13 protein-coding genes and 3 pseudogenes are annotated in these 17,406 nt (G+C 57.7%); 11 read left to right on the top strand and 5 right to left on the bottom strand.

Annotation, left to right across the window (positions count from 1 at the left end; translation table 11 throughout):
* Nucleotides 1-74 precede the first annotated feature (74 nt).
* Nucleotides 75-914 carry a MurR/RpiR family transcriptional regulator gene (locus LDZ28_RS11225; protein ID WP_244826223.1) on the bottom strand — a complete coding sequence of 280 codons (840 nt, stop codon included), beginning with the start codon at nt 912-914 and terminating at the stop codon, nt 75-77.
* A gap of 300 nt (nt 915-1,214) precedes the next feature.
* On the opposite strand from LDZ28_RS11225, the gene edd reads away from it, so the two are divergent.
* The 6 genes and pseudogenes from edd to LDZ28_RS11195 all read left to right on the top strand — a co-directional run bounded on the left by edd (nt 1,215) and on the right by LDZ28_RS11195 (nt 8,926).
* On the top strand, nt 1,215-3,104 hold the full coding sequence (edd, locus tag LDZ28_RS11220) for a phosphogluconate dehydratase (protein ID WP_244826222.1): 1,890 nt from the start codon (nt 1,215-1,217) through the stop codon (nt 3,102-3,104).
* 85 nt (nt 3,105-3,189) lie between these two features.
* Nucleotides 3,190-3,822: a bifunctional 4-hydroxy-2-oxoglutarate aldolase/2-dehydro-3-deoxy-phosphogluconate aldolase gene (gene eda / locus LDZ28_RS11215; protein ID WP_244826221.1), complete on the top strand. Its 633-nt coding sequence runs from the start codon at nt 3,190-3,192 to the stop codon at nt 3,820-3,822.
* 1,072 nt (nt 3,823-4,894) lie between these two features.
* A pseudogene (locus LDZ28_RS11210) lies at nt 4,895-5,002 on the top strand (hypothetical protein); the annotation flags it as partial.
* A 444-nt stretch (nt 5,003-5,446) separates the two neighbouring features.
* Complete coding sequence (locus LDZ28_RS11205; protein ID WP_370652032.1) at nt 5,447-6,604, top strand: DUF2827 domain-containing protein; 1,158 nt, start codon at nt 5,447-5,449, stop codon at nt 6,602-6,604.
* Entirely contained in the window at nt 6,601-7,752 is a 1,152-nt protein-coding gene (locus tag LDZ28_RS11200; RefSeq protein ID WP_244826220.1) for a DUF2827 domain-containing protein, read from the top strand. The genes LDZ28_RS11205 and LDZ28_RS11200 overlap by 4 nt, the downstream gene beginning before the upstream one ends.
* 46 nt (nt 7,753-7,798) lie before the next feature.
* Complete coding sequence (locus tag LDZ28_RS11195; protein ID WP_244826219.1) at nt 7,799-8,926, top strand: DUF2827 domain-containing protein; 1,128 nt, start codon at nt 7,799-7,801, stop codon at nt 8,924-8,926.
* A 385-nt stretch (nt 8,927-9,311) separates the two neighbouring features.
* On the opposite strand, the gene LDZ28_RS11190 is transcribed toward LDZ28_RS11195, so the two are convergent.
* Genes LDZ28_RS11190 through LDZ28_RS11175 form a run of 4 tightly spaced genes read right to left on the bottom strand, consistent with a single transcriptional unit; the run spans nt 9,312 to nt 12,287 of the window.
* Nucleotides 9,312-9,908, bottom strand: coding sequence for a plasmid pRiA4b ORF-3 family protein (locus tag LDZ28_RS11190; protein WP_244826213.1), 597 nt, complete (start codon nt 9,906-9,908; stop codon nt 9,312-9,314).
* A gap of 7 nt (nt 9,909-9,915) precedes the next feature.
* Entirely contained in the window at nt 9,916-11,460 is a 1,545-nt protein-coding gene (locus LDZ28_RS11185; protein ID WP_244826214.1) for an IS66 family transposase, read from the bottom strand.
* A gap of 51 nt (nt 11,461-11,511) precedes the next feature.
* On the bottom strand, nt 11,512-11,859 hold the full coding sequence (gene tnpB / locus LDZ28_RS11180) for an IS66 family insertion sequence element accessory protein TnpB (RefSeq protein ID WP_244826215.1): 348 nt from the start codon (nt 11,857-11,859) through the stop codon (nt 11,512-11,514).
* Nucleotides 11,856-12,287, bottom strand: a complete 432-nt coding sequence (locus LDZ28_RS11175) for a transposase (protein ID WP_244828109.1) — start codon at nt 12,285-12,287, stop codon at nt 11,856-11,858. Before LDZ28_RS11175 ends, tnpB (LDZ28_RS11180) begins: the two co-directional genes overlap by 4 nt.
* Before the next feature lie 155 nt (nt 12,288-12,442).
* On the opposite strand from LDZ28_RS11175, the pseudogene LDZ28_RS32850 reads away from it, so the two are divergent.
* From LDZ28_RS32850 to LDZ28_RS11145, 5 genes and pseudogenes are all read left to right on the top strand, one after another.
* Nucleotides 12,443-12,499 (top strand): annotated as a pseudogene (locus LDZ28_RS32850) (ESPR-type extended signal peptide-containing protein); the annotation flags it as partial.
* 429 nt (nt 12,500-12,928) lie between these two features.
* Nucleotides 12,929-14,960, top strand: a pseudogene (locus LDZ28_RS32845) (hypothetical protein); the annotation flags it as partial.
* Nucleotides 14,961-15,028: 68 nt separating this feature from the next.
* Complete coding sequence (locus LDZ28_RS11155) at nt 15,029-15,463, top strand: transposase (RefSeq protein WP_370652031.1); 435 nt, start codon at nt 15,029-15,031, stop codon at nt 15,461-15,463.
* Entirely contained in the window at nt 15,460-15,807 is a 348-nt protein-coding gene (tnpB, locus tag LDZ28_RS11150; RefSeq protein WP_244826215.1) for an IS66 family insertion sequence element accessory protein TnpB, read from the top strand. Before LDZ28_RS11155 ends, tnpB (LDZ28_RS11150) begins: the two co-directional genes overlap by 4 nt.
* A gap of 51 nt (nt 15,808-15,858) precedes the next feature.
* Nucleotides 15,859-17,403: an IS66 family transposase gene (locus LDZ28_RS11145; RefSeq protein ID WP_244826214.1), complete on the top strand. Its 1,545-nt coding sequence runs from the start codon at nt 15,859-15,861 to the stop codon at nt 17,401-17,403.
* Nucleotides 17,404-17,406: the final 3 nt, after the last annotated feature.

The raw sequence follows: 17,406 nt of genomic DNA, 5'->3' as shown, positions 1-17,406 counted from the left end.
ATACTAAATGATCGTACTGGCAAAGTAAGCCGATTGAACCAACTGTCACATTCGCGGCCGGTGTGCTGCGTCGATCAAAGGTCGACGCGTCTTCGTTCCAGCACATCCTTGGCCTCGGCAAGACGCGCAGCCAACTCAGGGCCACGTGCCAACGCCATGCCGACCGCGAGAATATCGCCGATGGCCAAGTGCGATACGCGGGAAGTCATCGGCGAGAAAATATCCGTGTCTTCGTCGACATTTGCGAAAAGCCCGATATTCGCCATGCGCGCGAGCGGCGAATTGCCATGCGTGATAGCGATCACGCTCGCGCCGCGATCCATTGCCGATTTGCACGCGTCGAGAATGTCTTTTGTGCGGCCAGTATTGGAAATGGCGACGACGACATCGCCGGGTCCGAGCAGCGCCGCCGAAGTCGTATAGGTATGCGGGTCCGAATACGCAACCGACGGCACGCCGAGGCGGAAGAACTTGTGCTGCATATCCAGCGCCGCGATGCCCGATCCGCCCGCGCCATAGAACTCGATGCGACGCGCGTTGGCCAGCACGCCAATCGCGGCGGCGACGCTGTCCGACGACAAGCTGTTGCGCACCTGGATCAGCGCTCCGATGGTGCGGTCCAGAACCTTCGCGGCAACGCCCGCAGGCGGCTCGTCGCTGCGGACATCGCGATAAACCGTGGGAACGTCCCCTGCCACGCTTTGAGCAAGACGAATCTTGAACTCGCGAAAGCCGGAAAAGCCCAACGCCTGACAGAAGCGCGCGATCGTCGGCTGACTGACGCCGGCCCGCGCCGCAAAATCGGTCATCGACAAGTCGAGTACCTCGCGCGGCGCTTCGAGCACGTAGTCGGCCAGCTTGCGCTCCGAAGGGCGCAATTGTTCTCGCATCGCCTCGACTTGGGACAGCAACATCGGGAATCTCGCCTATGCTGGAAAATTGCCTGCGACTATAGCTGATCGCTGCTTTGTACATTTACTACACGATCCGATGTGTAGGTTTAGGGGATTTCCCTGAGTTCTCTGCCGGTAAAAGCGCCAGATACGCGAACGCTTAACAAATAAAGGCGGATCGCAAGTTGTCTGCTTGTAGTTTTTCTACTAACATTTCGTTTCACGGCACGACGCAAAATAATCAGATAGCTGCCAGTCCTCGCGACGTCCAACCCAATACCTCGACGGCAAGCACGCCGGGAGTGAGACAAAGGAGCTCCGATGGTTTCCCCGCATTCGCAACTCAAGAAGGTCACCGACCGCGTGATCGAACGCAGCAAGTCCACCCGTTCGGCTTATCTGGCGCGCATCGACGCCGCGCGCGGCAAGTTTCCGGCGCGCGGCGCGTTGTCGTGCGCCAATCTCGCGCACGGCTTCGCGGGTCTCGAAGGGCAGGAAAAGTTCGCGATCAAGGCGGTGCGCGAGCCGAACATCGGCATCGTGTCTTCTTATAACGAAATGCTGTCGGCGCATGCGCCGTACAAGAGCTTCCCCGACATCATCAAGCAGGCGGCGCAGAAGCACGGCGGTATTGCGCAATTCGCGGGCGGCGTGCCGGCCATGTGCGACGGCATCACGCAGGGCAACGCTGGCATGGAGTTGTCGCTGTTCTCGCGCGAAGTCATCGCCATGAGCACGGCCGTGGCGCTCACGCACAACATGTTCGATGCCGCCTTGTGCCTCGGCGTATGCGACAAGATCGTGCCGGGTCTCGCCATCGGCGCGCTGCAGTTCGGACATCTGCCGACCATCTTCGTGCCCGCCGGTCCGATGACGAGCGGCCTCACCAACGACGACAAAGCGAAGGTTCGTCAGGAGTTCGCGACGGGCAAATGCAACCGCGACGCATTGCTCGAAGCGGAAGCGGCGGCTTATCACGGTCACGGCACATGCACGTTTTACGGCACGGCGAACAGCAATCAGATGCTGATGGAAGTGATGGGCCTGCATCTGCCGAGCGCTGCGTTCGTGCATCCGCATACGCCGTTGCGCGATGCACTTACCGCCGAGGCCGCGCGTCGCGTACTGGATATCACGCTCGAACGCGGCCACTACACGCCGATTGGCCACGTCGTCGATGAGAAAGCGATCATCAACGGCATCGTCGCGTTGCTGGCGACGGGCGGCTCCACGAATCACACGCTGCATCTGGTGGCGATTGCGCGCGCGGCGGGGATCATCATCGACTGGAACGACTTCGATCAACTGTCGCAGGTCGTGCCGCTGCTCGCGAAGATCTATCCGAACGGCAAGGCCGATGTGAACCATTTTCACGCGGCGGGCGGCGTTGCGTTCCTCGTGCGCAATCTGCTCGAAGGCGGCTTGCTGCATGAGGACGTGCAGACGGTCGTCGGTCATGGGCTGTCGCATTACACGAAGGAGCCGAAGCTCATCGACGGCAAGCTCCAATGGGTCGATGGCGCTAAAGAAAGTCATGACAGCAAGGTGCTGCGTAGCATTGGCGAGCCGTTTCAGCCGGATGGCGGTTTGCGGCTCATGCAAGGCAAACTCGGGCGGGGTGTGATCAAGATCTCGGCGGTTGCGCCTGAACATCGCGTGGTGAAGGCGCCGGCTATCGTGTTCAATTCGCAGGAAGAAGTGCAGGAGGCGTTCGACAGGGGCGAGCTCAAGCGCGATTTCGTGGCGGTCGTGCGCTTTCAGGGCGCGCGCGCGAATGGCATGCCGGAGTTGCATCGATTGACGCCGTTGCTCGGCGTGTTGCAGGATCAGGGCTTCCATGTGGCGCTCGTGACCGATGGGCGCATGTCGGGCGCATCGGGCAAGGTGCCCGCGGTAATCCACATATCGCCTGAAGCGTTGTTGCATGGTCCGATCGGCAAGGTGCGCACGGGCGATATGATCGTGATCGATGCGCCGTCGGGCGTGCTCGACGTCGATATCGATGCCGATGAATGGGCGGCGCGCGAAGTGGAGGCGCCGCTGCATCAGGCGCAAAACGAGGCGGGCTTCGGGCGTGAGCTGTTCGGCGTGTTCCGTCACGCGGCGTTGCCAGCGGAAGAGGGCGCGTCGGTGTTTGGCGCGCTGCTTGACGCCGCGTCTGCTCCGTCGCACCGCTCGCCCGATGTCGTGAAGGCGCACGCGACACATTGAGTCATAGGCCGTTGCTGCCTGAAACAAACCTCGCGGCTTGGCCGTTAGACAACGGCGCCGCATCAAACACCAGGAGTCGTATCACATGAAAACGGTAAGCGAAATCGTCCGTCTGGGTCCTGTCATTCCTGTTCTTGCCTTCGATTCGGTCGAGCAGGGCGAGCACGTCTCGCGCGCGCTGCATGCTGGCGGCGTGAAGGTGTTGGAGATTACGTTGCGCACGGCCGCGGGTATCGCGGCAATCGAGCGGGCGAGTCAGCTTGCGGACGATATCGTCGTGGGCGTCGGCACGATCACGAAACCCGAGCATTGTGCACAGGCAAAGAAGGCGGGTGCGCAATTCGGTGTGTCACCCGGCTTGACGCGAGACATGCATAAGGCTGCGCAAGATGCGGGCTTGCCATTGCTGCCTGGCGTGATGACCCCGAGCGACATCATTACGGCGATGGAACTTGGATATGAAATCGTGAAGTTTTTCCCGGCGCAGCAGGCGGGTGGAATTCCGATGCTGCAGGCTTTCCATGGGCCGTTTCCCAACTTGAAGTTCTGTCCGACGGGCGGGATTACCGCCGAGACGGCGACGAGCTTCTTGGCGCAGCCGAATGTGGTTTGTGTGGGCGGGTCTTGGTTGACGCCGAAGGCTGCGCTGGCTACGCAGAATTGGGAGGAGGTTACGAGGCTGGCGCGGGCGGCTACGGAGTTGGCGGCGCAGGGGTGAGTTGCTGGGCTGAGGTGTCATTCTGTTGTATATGAGTCTGTTCTTGGGGCACGTCCTTTGTGCGAAGGTAACGTGCCTTGAGCCGAGCTCGCGTTTCGTGGTGGAACTCGCTTAACGAGCCCTCTTCCGATCTCGCCGGTTCTTGTCGGCCCTCATCTTCGACGTACGCTTCAAATATCGACTTCTACTTTTGTGCGTCACGCCCGTTCTGCACACACCCTTGATGGCGGTGACGTAGGACCCAAGAGCTCATCCTTCAAAATGCTTGGGGTTCTTCAACAAATTTCGGCTGACACTGACGAGTTAAGCGTTGTGTCGTGTTGAGTAAGAGTTCAGCACTTGGTCGTCGACGTTTTTAGTCTTACCCGTCAGAACCAACGGCTCGAGCAAGCCATCGTTGAGTGACTCCGCACCACTGGCTGCATCACGGCAAGATGCAGACGATGTGTAATTAAAATTTCAATTGATGCTTCTAAGTTAAATTGAGCATCTTAAAAATAGAATTTGGCTCAACGTGCGAAACGGCCCGATGGTTTCGTTTGTTGAGCGATTTGGTTCAAACCAGTACTGTTCGCCAATTCATTAAGACAGGCTAAGAAAGGTGTGGATTTTAATAAACAGATTCTGCGAATTTTCTCCGCTATACGCCGTCGGATAATTGAATTCGTGATCCACGGACACGAACGATTTTAGTAGTATAAAAAGAGCGAGCTAAGACAAAGATAATCATGGTATCCGCACTGGTGATGGCTGAAAGCAGGTAACAGAGAAACGAACTTGATCGCAGGATGCTGAACCGGAAGTAACTGCTTCTGCAAGACTCGACATTTGCTGACGCTTGCGAGCGAGCAACGATAAGCAAGCAACAAGCGACGTGCGACGCGAAGCGAAATAGGCCCGATTCGACACCTAGTGCGCCGTCGCTTCTTCCTAAGTGGAACAAGTACACATGGCTCGATGTATTGGTTCGAACCGCACCTCGACGCTATAGCAGAGTAACAGAGGCCACCGAATTGCACTGTGCTGGCGTCGGTGCGCGCATTCGTGCATTTTCATTCGTCGCAACCAAAACGCTGCTAATGCAATGCTTGCGACGCGTATCTCGTTCATGAACGAGTTGGCGAATCTTGCCGACATGGTGGGCGCGGACATCGAGGCAGTGCGGCGTGGCATAGGATCGTGCTGTCAAGACGAGCCTCGGTGATACAAAGCGAGACATCGTTACGAACTGTGGCGACGCTTTCTTGCGCCGATCTCCCGCACGCTCTTTCGAGCTAATCGCCCCGACACTTCTTAGCTTTTCCACCGAAAGCGGTCGGACGTTTTAGCCTGCCGGACTGCCTTTAAGCGTTGGCAGACTAGAACCCTGGCACCGTCATAGGACGACTCTCATAAACCGTCAGGTTCACTGGGAATTTCAGGTGTTCTTCTATATATTTGACCAAGGAATCCGCTTTTTGTCCCCCGGCAAAAACGCTTGATTACGGTCTCTCCTGCTTTCCATCAGCGTTTGGCAAATGGCAACGCGTGCGTCTTTGGGCACAGCAGTCTCTCAAACGCAAAGCCAACAGCGCAGCGTTTCAATTTCTGAAAATGCGCTTCGTCATTTCTGGGATAACAACTAATGACAATCCGAATCGGAATTTCTGTCGTAACGCATCAAGGACAGAACATCTGGCAGAACGGGCTTGGGCAAAATGTCATCTTCTTGGCGGAAGCTCTCCAACGGTTGCCGTTCGTAGAAAGCGTTTCGTTGATTGATGTTGGCGATCAAAACGCGATGCCGCCGCAAGTCGATCTGTCGTCAAGAAAGGTGCGCATCATGCGCGCAGCGGACGCAACCAATCATGTCGATGTGATTTTCGAGATGGGTGGTGCGCTGGATACCCAGTGGCTTGATCTAATGCGCGCACGCGGCAAGAAGGTGGTTTATTACTGCTGCGGGCAGCCCTACGTTGGTCTGATCGAGGCGCCCGTTTTCGATAAACCGGTTCACGTTATGCGGCCGGACCGCTATGACGAAATCTGGTTGATGCCGAAAGATCGATTGTCAATCCCCATGATGCGTACGCTCCACCGTTGCGATGTTCATCTTGTGCCATTCATCTGGCATCCGCAGTTTCTCGAACAACGCATTGCCGAAGTAAGCGAACACGGACTCCATTTCGGATATCAGCGTCGGAGCGGAACTTCATTGGAAGATCCACCACATGCGCAGGGCTTTCGTGTCGCAATGTTCGAGCCGAACATTTCAGTTGTGAAGACGTCGAGCATTCCGATGTTGGTATGCGAAGAAGCTTATCGAGCCGTACCTTCGAGCGTGTCGCACATGCATGTGCTCAACTCGCTGCACATGAAGGATCATCCGACGCTCGTGCAAATGGCGAATTCGCTCAACATCGTGAAAGACAGCAAGGCAACATTTCACGGTCGAAATGACATTGCAGGCTTCATGGCGCAGTACGCAGATGCCGTCGTCTCTCACCAATGGGGAAACGACCAGAATTATCTTTATCTTGACGTCTTGTATGGCGGCTATCCGCTGGTGCACAACTCGCCTTGGCTCGACGCGGGCTACTACTACCCGGATTTCAACGCGCAAGAGGGCGGCCGGCAACTCTTATTGGCTGCTCGCGAACACGACGCATCGCTAGCTGACTATCGCGCACGAGCCCAGCGTGTAATCGACTCGGTCAATCCGTTTCAACTAGCGAATCTCGATAGTTTCGCCAATCGGTTGCTGCACCTTTGCAACCACAGCACTGTGAAGCTCGGCGTATGAACAAGCAAACAAAACCCCGCATGCCGGAGCGGTTGAATGTCGGCGTTTCAATTTTTATCCGAAAAGGCGAGCAGTCGCTCTGGGAGAACGGCATTTTCCAGAACTGCCTGTATCTCGTCATGCTGCTTAAGCGTTCTCCGCGCGTAAAAGCCACTTATTTGGTGACGGGCGGCGGCGATGGTGGCCCGGAGGACGCCAAGCGTTTCTTGGTCGATTCGCCGGCACCGCTCATCGACATGGAAACAGCCATGACGAAGCTCGACGTAATGATCGAGATGAGCGCCCAGCTCAATAAGGAATGGTCGATCAAGTTTCGAGACGGCGGCGGAAAGATCATTACGATGCGCGTAGGTAATGACTACGTCATTGACATCGAGCGAATGGTCTTCAACCTGCAACACGCGCTGCTTATCTCGGGTGCGCCGTATGACGAGGTTTGGACGCTCCCGGAATACGAGCGCAGTTGTGCGCCATACTTCGAGACGCTCTTCCGTGCGCCGGTGAAGCTAATGCCGCACCTCTGGAGTCCTGTGGTTCTCGACCGCGAGGTTGCGAAATTGCCAGAGGGCCAGACGTTTGGATATCAGCGTGGCCGTGGCCGCTGGCGTATCGGAATCTTTGAGCCGAATGTCTGCATGGTGAAAACGAGTTATATCCCCATGCTCTGCTGTGAAATGGCGCATCGGGAGAATCCGGACATGATTGAACGTATGTACGCATACAACACGTTCAAACTGAAAGATCATCCAGGATTCGCAGGATTTGCGCAGAGCCTGAACATTGTCAAACATGGGCTCGGCTTCTTTGAGGGGCGTTATCCGTTCGCGCAGATCGTACCAGTGTCGGTTGATGCAGTTGTCAGCCACCAGTGGGAGAACCCTCAGAACTATGTCTATTACGAAGCTTTGTACGGTGGGTATCCGCTAATTCATAACTCGCATTTGATCGGTGATTGCGGGTATCGCTATCAAGACTTCGACTGCGAAGAAGGCGGCAGGGCATTGCGTCGCGCGTTCGCTGTGCACGACGAAAACCTCGCCAGCTACCAGGCTAGCGCGAAAACGTTTCTGAAGACGCTGGATCCGGAAAACGAAGAGAACGTACGGCTTTATACCCAAGCTATCGAAGCAGTTTATGCAAGAACCTGACAACTACGGGCAGCAGGCCTGTTACCGTGATGCGGAGTAGTGAGCGATGAAGAAGTTGCGTATTGGAATTACGATCGGACTGCATCATGAGGCCGAGACGCTGTGGAACAACGGCATTAAACAGAATGCCGTATTCCTCGCGGAAGCGCTGAAGAATTGTCCGAATGTCGAAAGCGTCGTGCTGGTCAATACGACGCATGTGGCGATCACGGACAAGTTGCCTTGGGATTTAAAACGCTGGCCTACTGTCACCTTCAACGATGCGAAAGACAACGTCGACGTATTGATAGAACTCGGCGGCCAGATCGATCCGGCCGCGACGGACTACCTCAAGCGGCGCGGTGCACGGCTGATTTCTTATTGTTGCGGCTTCGAGTATGTGCACGCAATGGAGTCCGTCATATTTAGCAAGCCGAGCTTTGGTGAAAATCTGTTCGTCAATCAGCGCTACGACGATATATGGATGATTCCGCAGGTTGCCAATATCAGTCAGGCGTATTTCGAAGTTTTGCGAAGACAAACCGCTCAGGTCGTGCCGTTTATCTGGAGTCCGATTTTTTTGAATGAGCGGACCGCTAAATTGCCGAACTCGGGTGAATACCGGCCTCGCACCGGACCACGCCGACTCAGCGTGATGGAACCGAACATCAACGTTGTTAAATTCTGTCTTTATCCAACGATGATTGGTGAGCTTGCCTATCGCGAGCAGCCAGACTGTATTGAACTGCTGCAGGTCACGAACGCCCAGCATCTTGCAGTAAATTGCAAAGAATTTATTTCATTGATGAATCAGCTCGACATCGTAAGACAGTCCAAGGCTGTGTTCCTAGGCCGTTTCGAAACTCCTACGTTTCTTGCCGAATGCACGGATATCGTGATCTCTCATCAGTGGGAAAACCCTCTGAATTACTTCTATCTGGAAGTGTGCTGGCAAGGATATCCGCTCGTTCACAACGCCACTCTGTGCACAGATATTGGTTACTACTATCACGCCAACAACGTACAAGAGGGGGCAAAACAAGTTATTAAGGCCATCGAGGTGCACGACGCCCAATACGTGGTTTACCGAGACGCTCAGAGATCAGCGATCAATCGTTTCATGCCAGAAAATGAAGCGCTGTCGAAAACATACACGCAATTGTTGAATTCGTTAATGGAAAGCCCTGCACGCTGAGGTCCAGCGTTGCTTAAGTCGCAATTGTAATCCGCCAGCGGTTTCAAAACCGCTTGGCTAGAGCACCACGGTTTCCTGTAGCTTAGGAAACCTTTTTTATTGATACCGAATCCCTTCCTTTCAGTAAATTGGGCCGCCCGCCGGTCTCCGCTGTTGTTCAGTAATCAACGGATTATCACAGAAGCTTTTAGCCGGGACTAGTGTGGTTTCCGCCTAGCTTCCATCAGCTGTGTTCTGCTGTATTCAATGCGACTTTTCTTAAATACGCGCGGCGCAGCGTTGAGTGTCGCCCGTTGATTGGATTTCTCGATTTTAGGAGGTGTCCGCTTCTAACACGGCGAACACATGAATATTCGTAAGCGTCAAACCTTGGCCGTCTTGACGATCAGAATTTGATCTCTGAGAGCCGCTGGTTTGCAAGCGCGAGATCGAAGGCGCCGGCATCGAAGTTGCCGCCACACCATTCGAGGAAGTGGTCGTGTTCCTCGTGCGCTGAATCGCCGATTGCTTCGAGGAAGGCGGCATATCCCGGCACGCCGCCAACGTCCTCCGGCGGACATGCGTTCTGTCCGTCGAGGCATAGCGGCTGGCGCATGTCTGGATCAGGCACGAGGGCCTTCTCGACCTTGATCCGATGCTGCCAGTTGTCGCCGTAGTCGTAGATGTAGGTGAACGACCTCAATCCTCCCAGCGCCTTGGCCAGCGTGACCCGTGCTTCATTTAGCATGGGCGGATCGCTCTGGAAACCGAAGTCATCCGGTTCGCCATAGTTGGTTTCGCCGAAGACGAATTCATGCAGGTGGCCTCCATCCCAGCCCATGGCCAGCAGCAGCACGACATGCAGCTTGCCCAGGCGGATAGAACCAGGAACGATGATTCGTCGCCAGATCGCAGGCTTGATGTACTTCAGCTCAACGCGCAGCACGTAATCGGGCACTGGCGACTTGACCAGGCGCACAGCGGGTTTGCGGGTTTGGACCATCGAATAATTACGCGGCTTGCTGTTCGACGTGTTCGGCTGGCATCAGGCGCCACGGCAGCAACTCATCGATGCGGTTGATGGGATGGTCGGCGATGCGCTCAAACACCGTGCGCAGATAGGCAAACGGCTCGATACCGTTCAGGCGCGCCGTACCGATGAGGCTGTAGATCACGGCCGCGCTTTGGCCACCGCCATCGGAACCTGCGAACAGATAGTTGCGCCTGCCCAGAACCAGCGGCCTGATCGCGCGCTCCGCCGTGTTGTTATCCACTTCGACGCGCCCGTCTTCGCAATAGCGTGTAAGTGCGTGCCAGTGCCCCAGCGAGTATCTGATCGCCTTCGCCAGTCCCGACTTCGCCGAGACCTGTGACAGCGTGTGTTCAAGCCAGGCCTTCAGCTCAGTGAGCAATGGGGCGGATCGTTGTTGACGCGCAGACAGGCGCAGGTCCGGTGTTTGACCGCGAACCTCGCGTTCGACAACATATAGCGCCCCAATGCGGCGCAGTGCTTCTTCGGCAATCGGTGAACTGTCCAGCTTGTACAGGTCGTAGAATTTGCGCCGGGCATGCGCCCAGCATCCGGCCTCGATGATCGTGCCGTCACGATACAGGGCGTCGTACCCGCTGAAAGCATCTGCCTGCAGAATTCCCGTATAGCCCGCCAGATGTTCCCGAGGTCGCTCACCTTTGCGGTCGGGTGAGTATCTGTACCAGACTGCTGGTGGCGCGCGGCTTCCCGCTGGGCGGTCATCGCGCACATAGGTCCACAGACGCCCCGTGCGCGTCTTGCCACGCCCCGGCTCCAGCACAGGAACGGGCGTGTCGTCGGTATGGATCTTGTCTGCGTCGAGCACGTAACGACCGTGTGCATCGGACAGCGGCTGCAGCAGCGCGGCTCCTTCGCGCACCCACGACGCCAGTGTTGCCCGGTCCAGTTCGATGCCCGCGCGGCGAAAGATGCCGGCCTGCCGGTATAGCGGCGTATGGTCAGCGTACTTCGCGACGACGACCTGTGCGAGTAGTCCGGCACCCGCCATCGATCGCGCTATCGGTCGCGAAGGCGCTGGCTCCTGCACCACTGCAGCACAGCGCGGACAGCTTAGCTTGGGACGTACGTGACGTAGCACCTTGAAGTAACCGGGCACATAGTCAAGCACCTCCGAGACGTCTTCACCGAGCGCGCGCATCTGCTTGCCGCATTCCGGGCATCCGCAATCGCCCGGTGCATGAACAACAGTTTCCCGGGGGAGATGGGCAGGGAAGCGCCGTGGCTTGCGACGCAGCGGAACAACGTCCGTTGTGGCCGATGTATCCGAAGTCGTGTCGGCATCGGGCACCTTCGCCGTTGCGACGATGGCCGATTCTGGAGCGGCAAGCTCACCGAGCGCGAGCTGCAGCTGGTCCATCAATTCGGTCATACGCTCCGATGAACGGCCATACTGCCATCGCTTCAGTCGCGAGATCTCGGCCAGCAACTGCGCGATGGTCTCGTCACGCGAGGCAACGATGCGCTTGAGGGCGGCAATGTCGTCGGGCAGATGGCTGGCTGGCATGCATGCCAGTGTAATTGAAGACCGTGCGCTTGTGGACTCCCACACCCTGCGTTACGCCGCGTGCGTCGGCTGCCACGTCCGTTCTGGATGTCGCCAGTCAATCCCCTCGAGCAGCATCGACAACTGCGCCGCAGATAGATGGACTGTTCCCGAGTTCGCCTGTGGCCACACGAAGCGTCCGTGCTCAAGTCGCTTCGCGTACAGGTTCATGCCGTCGCCGCTCCACCATAAAATCTTGATGAGGTCACCGCGACGCCCACGAAAAAGGAAGATGTGACCTGAGAAGGGATCACGTCCCAGTGTCGATTGCACCAGCCCGGCAAGTCCATCCATGCCCCGGCGCATATCGGTAACGCCCGCTGCCAGCCATACGCGGGTACCGCTGGGTGGAGCAATCATGCTGGCATCAGGCAGCGCAGCACGAGGCGCAACTGCACTGGATCGACCATACCCGTGACGCGCACACGGGCACCGTTCAGTTCGATCTCGATGCCCGACGCTGACTGTAGGCTCTCGCGATGTGGCTCGACCGGCTGCAGTGCCAGTGACGCCGGCGCGCTCTGCTCGTCTGTCGGTGCTTCAGGTAGCGCAACTGGCAGCAACACCGCCGTGCTGTGCGCCACCTCGTCAAACAGGCCCGCCCGCAGTTGCCGGCGCCACTTGAACACCATATTGAGATTCAGCCCGTGCGCCTGCGCGAGCTTCGCTACCGAAATACCCGGCTCGCTCGCCGCAACGGCAACTTGCCGTCGGTACTCCGGTGCGTAGTTCGGTCGGCCCTTGCGGCTCGATGGTCTCGCACTCCTTGCGTCCAAAGTAGTCCCCACCACTTGAAGTAACGGGTATCACTTTGTACAACGGCTTCAGGTCTGTCCATGCGGCCATGAAATAACGCTTACGAATATTCTGTGCCGTAGTTAGAAGGTTTTCCTTCTTAGGTTTTTTGTGAAAGACGGTCGTTTTTTGTGGATCAATACGGTTTATGAATAAGTCATACCGCAGTATTTGGAATGAGAAAGTAGGTACTTTCGTTGCCGTTGCAGAGACGGCGGCGGTGCGTGGCAAAAGGAGTTCCGGCGCGGTGCGCGGTCGGGAAACTGGCGAGGACGCGGTATTTTCTCGACGAGCGCAAGAGCCCTCTAATATGTTGAGAATGGCCACCGGAATTGGCGCTACGGCCGCCTTCCTATTCGGAAGTTCTGCTGCTTGGGCTGTTCCCGTTCTTGGCACGTGTGTGAGTGGTTCGGGGTATGGAATATGGACCAACTCTTCAGGCACCATCAGTGGCAATAGTTGTGGCAACAATAGCTTCATGAACTTGGGCAGTGGATGGAGCGGCGCCATCATGATGGACGACAACGCTAGTACGTCGGCCTTCATGGCTGTTGGCGCTGGCGTCGTAACCTTGGGTGCGGCCACGAAAATCCAGATGAATCAGTACCTGGATATGACCGCGCACAGCATTACGAATATGGCGAATGGCGCGATAACAAGCTCCAGCATGGATGCAGTGAACGGCGGGCAGCTATTTACGATTTCCAATTCGCTATCTACCGCTGTTAGCTCCACGTCCCTCTCGCTCTCTACTAACATTAGCTCTATGTCGACGGGGATGAGCTCGCTGTCGACAGCTTGGGGCAGTGCTTCGACCAGTCTGTCTACCGGCATGAGCTCGGTGTCTACGGCGTGGACCTCCGCTTCCACGAGTTTGTCCACGGGAATGAGCTCAATCTCAAGCGCTTGGTCGTCGGTTTCGTCGAGCACTTCGACCAGCGTTAATTCAATTTCAACATCGGCTTCTTCTTTGTCGATCGCCGTAAATTCGCTATCTAGCGGAGTAAGTACGACGAGCAGCCGTGTGAATAGTCTCTCAACGAGCCTAAGCTCGCTATCGACTTCCACGTCTACTGGTTTAAACAGTTTGTCGCTTTCTACGGGTTCCCAGATCAATTCGTTGTCAACTGGCCTCAGCACGACGACCAGTTCCGTGAGCAGTCTGTCGACCGGCTTGAGCACGTTGAACAGCTCCGTTAGCAGTATTTCGACAGGGGTGAGCACAGTAAGCAGCTCGATCACTAGTATGTCAACGGGTCTGAGCACTTCCGGCAGCATGGTCAATAGCCTGTCTTCTGGCCTAAGTACGACGAACACCGCGGTGAGCAGTTTATCAACGGGCTTGAGTACAGCTAGCAGCGCGGTTAGCAGCCTATCGACCGGTGTGAGCACCACGACTAGCGCCGTGAGCAGCTTATCCACGGGGCTCAGCACGACGAACAGCGCAGTAACTTCGCTATCGACGGGTGTGAGCACCACCGGCAGTATGGTGAGCAGCCTTTCGACTGGTCTGAGCACCACTAATAGCGCCGTGAGCAGCCTCTCTACTGGCTTGAGCACGGCCAATAGTAGTGTTACCAGCCTGTCTACCGGTCTTAGCACAGCGACGAGCGCAGTAAGCAGCCTGTCGACCGGCCTGAGCACCACCAACAGCTCGGTGAACAGCCTGTCGACCGGCTTGAGCACCACCAACAGCACTGTCAACACGCTTTCGACTAACCTGAGTTCGTTGTCCGTTTCGACATCGACCGGCGTAAGCTCGCTGTCGACGGGGCTGAGCACGACCAATAGTGCAGTGAGTTCGCTTTCTACCGGCTTGAGCACGACTAACAGCCAGGTAAGCAGCCTTTCCACGGGCGTCAGTACCGCGAACAGCAAGGTCGATAGCCTTTCCACCGGCCTGAGCACGACCACCAGTACCGTCAACTCGCTTTCAACCGGCGTCAGCACGGCTGTCAGTTCGGTCAGCAGTCTGTCCACCGTCGACCTCGACGGGCATCACTTCGCTGTCCACGGGCGTGAACTCGCTGTCGAGTTCGGCGTCCACGGCCATCAACTCGTTGTCGGCTTCGAGCTCCACGGGCATCAACTCGCTCTCCACGGGCATGAGCTCGCTGTCGGCGTCGACTTCCACGAGCATCAACTCGCTGTCTACCGGTATCAGCTCGTTGTCCACGGGCATGAGCACGCTGTCGAGCTCGACCTCCACGGCAGTCAACTCGCTGTCGACCGGTGTGAGCTCGCTGTCCACGTCGACCTCGACGGCGATCAACTCGTTGTCCACGGGTGTGGCCAACTCGGTGCAGTACGATGACTCGACGCACACGAAGGTCACGCTGAACAAGGGTGGCTCGGCGGCAACGCTCACGAACGTGGCTGACGGCACGAACCAGTCCGACGCGGTGAACTTCGGTCAGTTGAGCTCGCTGTCGAGCTCGAACTCGGCCGCGATCAACTCGCTGTCCACGGGTATCAGCTCGCTGTCTACCTCGAGCTCGACGAGTATCAGTTCGCTGTCCACCGGCGTGAACTCGTTGTCCACGTCGACCTCGACGGCAATCAGCTCGCTGTCGACGGGCGTAAGTTCGCTGTCCACGGGTGTGAGCTCGCTGTCCACGTCGACCTCGACGGCGATCAGCTCGCTGTCAACGGGTGTGAGTTCGCTGTAAGCGTTATTTCATGGCCGCATGGACAGACCTGAAGCCGTTGTACAAAGTGATACCCGTTACTTCAAGTGGTGGGGACTACTTTGGACGCAAGGAGTGCGAGACCATCGAGCCGCAAGGGCCGACCGAACTACGCACCGGAGTACCGACGGCAAGTTGCCGTTGCGGCGAGCGAGCCGGGTATTTCGGTAGCGAAGCTCGCGCAGGCGCACGGGCTGAATCTCAATATGGTGTTCAAGTGGCGCCGGCAACTGCGGGCGGGCCTGTTTGACGAGGTGGCGCACAGCACGGCGGTGTTGCTGCCAGTTGCGCTACCTGAAGCACCGACAGACGAGCAGAGCGCGCCGGCGTCACTGGCACTGCAGCCGGTCGAGCCACATCGCGAGAGCCTACAGTCAGCGTCGGGCATCGAGATCGAACTGAACGGTGCCCGTGTGCGCGTCACGGGTATGGTCGATCCAGTGCAGTTGCGCCTCGTGCTGCGCTGCCTGATGCCAGCATGATTGCTCCACCCAGCGGTACCCGCGTATGGCTGGCAGCGGGCGTTACCGATATGCGCCGGGGCATGGATGGACTTGCCGGGCTGGTGCAATCGACACTGGGACGTGATCCCTTCTCAGGTCACATCTTCCTTTTTCGTGGGCGTCGCGGTGACCTCATCAAGATTTTATGGTGGAGCGGCGACGGCATGAACCTGTACGCGAAGCGACTTGAGCACGGACGCTTCGTGTGGCCACAGGCGAACTCGGGAACAGTCCATCTATCTGCGGCGCAGTTGTCGATGCTGCTCGAGGGGATTGACTGGCGACATCCAGAACGGACGTGGCAGCCGACGCACGCGGCGTAACGCAGGGTGTGGGAGTCCACAAGCGCACGGTCTTCAATTACACTGGCATGCATGCCAGCCAGCCATCTGCCCGACGACATTGCCGCCCTCAAGCGCATCGTTGCCTCGCGTGACGAGACCATCGCGCAGTTGCTGGCCGAGATCTCGCGACTGAAGCGATGGCAGTATGGCCGTTCATCGGAGCGTATGACCGAATTGATGGACCAGCTGCAGCTCGCGCTCGGTGAGCTTGCCGCTCCAGAATCGGCCATCGTCGCAACGGCGAAGGTGCCCGATGCCGACACGACTTCGGATACATCGGCCACAACGGACGTTGTTCCGCTGCGTCGCAAGCCACGGCGCTTCCCTGCCCATCTCCCCCGGGAAACTGTTGTTCATGCACCGGGCGATTGCGGATGCCCGGAATGCGGCAAGCAGATGCGCGCGCTCGGTGAAGACGTCTCGGAGGTGCTTGACTATGTGCCCGGTTACTTCAAGGTGCTACGTCACGTACGTCCCAAGCTAAGCTGTCCGCGCTGTGCTGCAGTGGTGCAGGAGCCAGCGCCTTCGCGACCGATAGCGCGATCGATGGCGGGTGCCGGACTACTCGCACAGGTCGTCGTCGCGAAGTACGCTGACCATACGCCGCTATACCGGCAGGCCGGCATCTTTCGCCGCGCGGGCATCGAACTGGACCGGGCAACACTGGCGTCGTGGGTGCGCGAAGGAGCCGCGCTGCTGCAGCCGCTGTCCGATGCACACGGTCGTTACGTGCTCGACGCAGACAAGATCCATACCGACGACACGCCCGTTCCTGTGCTGGAGCCGGGGCGTGGCAAGACGCGCACGGGGCGTCTGTGGACCTATGTGCGCGATGACCGCCCAGCGGGAAGCCGCGCGCCACCAGCAGTCTGGTACAGATACTCACCCGACCGCAAAGGTGAGCGACCTCGGGAACATCTGGCGGGCTATACGGGAATTCTGCAGGCAGATGCTTTCAGCGGGTACGACGCCCTGTATCGTGACGGCACGATCATCGAGGCCGGATGCTGGGCGCATGCCCGGCGCAAATTCTACGACCTGTACAAGCTGGACAGTTCACCGATTGCCGAAGAAGCACTGCGCCGCATTGGGGCGCTATATGTTGTCGAACGCGAGGTTCGCGGTCAAACACCGGACCTGCGCCTGTCTGCGCGTCAACAACGATCCGCCCCATTGCTCACTGAGCTGAAGGCCTGGCTTGAACACACGCTGTCACAGGTCTCGGCGAAGTCGGGACTGGCGAAGGCGATCAGATACTCGCTGGGGCACTGGCACGCACTTACACGCTATTGCGAAGACGGGCGCGTCGAAGTGGATAACAACACGGCGGAGCGCGCGATCAGGCCGCTGGTTCTGGGCAGGCGCAACTATCTGTTCGCAGGTTCCGATGGCGGTGGCCAAAGCGCGGCCGTGATCTACAGCCTCATCGGTACGGCGCGCCTGAACGGTATCGAGCCGTTTGCCTATCTGCGCACGGTGTTTGAGCGCATCGCCGACCATCCCATCAACCGCATCGATGAGTTGCTGCCGTGGCGCCTGATGCCAGCCGAACACGTCGAACAGCAAGCCGCGTAATTA

The sequence above is a fragment of the Caballeronia sp. TF1N1 genome, assembly GCF_022878925.1.
Lineage (GTDB): Bacteria > Pseudomonadota > Gammaproteobacteria > Burkholderiales > Burkholderiaceae > Caballeronia.
Note: the sequence above shows the minus strand (reverse complement) of the source record. Positions and strands in the feature narration are given on the sequence as shown.

Coding starts and splice junctions, on each gene's coding strand:
- LDZ28_RS11225 (WP_244826223.1), bottom strand. CDS start 914: ATGTTGCTGTCCCAAGTCGAGGCGATGCGAGAACAATTGCGCCCTTCG.
- edd (WP_244826222.1), top strand. CDS start 1,215: ATGGTTTCCCCGCATTCGCAACTCAAGAAGGTCACCGACCGCGTGATC.
- eda (WP_244826221.1), top strand. CDS start 3,190: ATGAAAACGGTAAGCGAAATCGTCCGTCTGGGTCCTGTCATTCCTGTT.
- LDZ28_RS11205 (WP_370652032.1), top strand. CDS start 5,447: ATGACAATCCGAATCGGAATTTCTGTCGTAACGCATCAAGGACAGAAC.
- LDZ28_RS11200 (WP_244826220.1), top strand. CDS start 6,601: ATGAACAAGCAAACAAAACCCCGCATGCCGGAGCGGTTGAATGTCGGC.
- LDZ28_RS11195 (WP_244826219.1), top strand. CDS start 7,799: ATGAAGAAGTTGCGTATTGGAATTACGATCGGACTGCATCATGAGGCC.
- LDZ28_RS11190 (WP_244826213.1), bottom strand. CDS start 9,908: ATGGTCCAAACCCGCAAACCCGCTGTGCGCCTGGTCAAGTCGCCAGTG.
- LDZ28_RS11185 (WP_244826214.1), bottom strand. CDS start 11,460: ATGCCAGCCAGCCATCTGCCCGACGACATTGCCGCCCTCAAGCGCATC.
- tnpB (WP_244826215.1), bottom strand. CDS start 11,859: ATGATTGCTCCACCCAGCGGTACCCGCGTATGGCTGGCAGCGGGCGTT.
- tnpB (WP_244826215.1), top strand. CDS start 15,460: ATGATTGCTCCACCCAGCGGTACCCGCGTATGGCTGGCAGCGGGCGTT.
- LDZ28_RS11145 (WP_244826214.1), top strand. CDS start 15,859: ATGCCAGCCAGCCATCTGCCCGACGACATTGCCGCCCTCAAGCGCATC.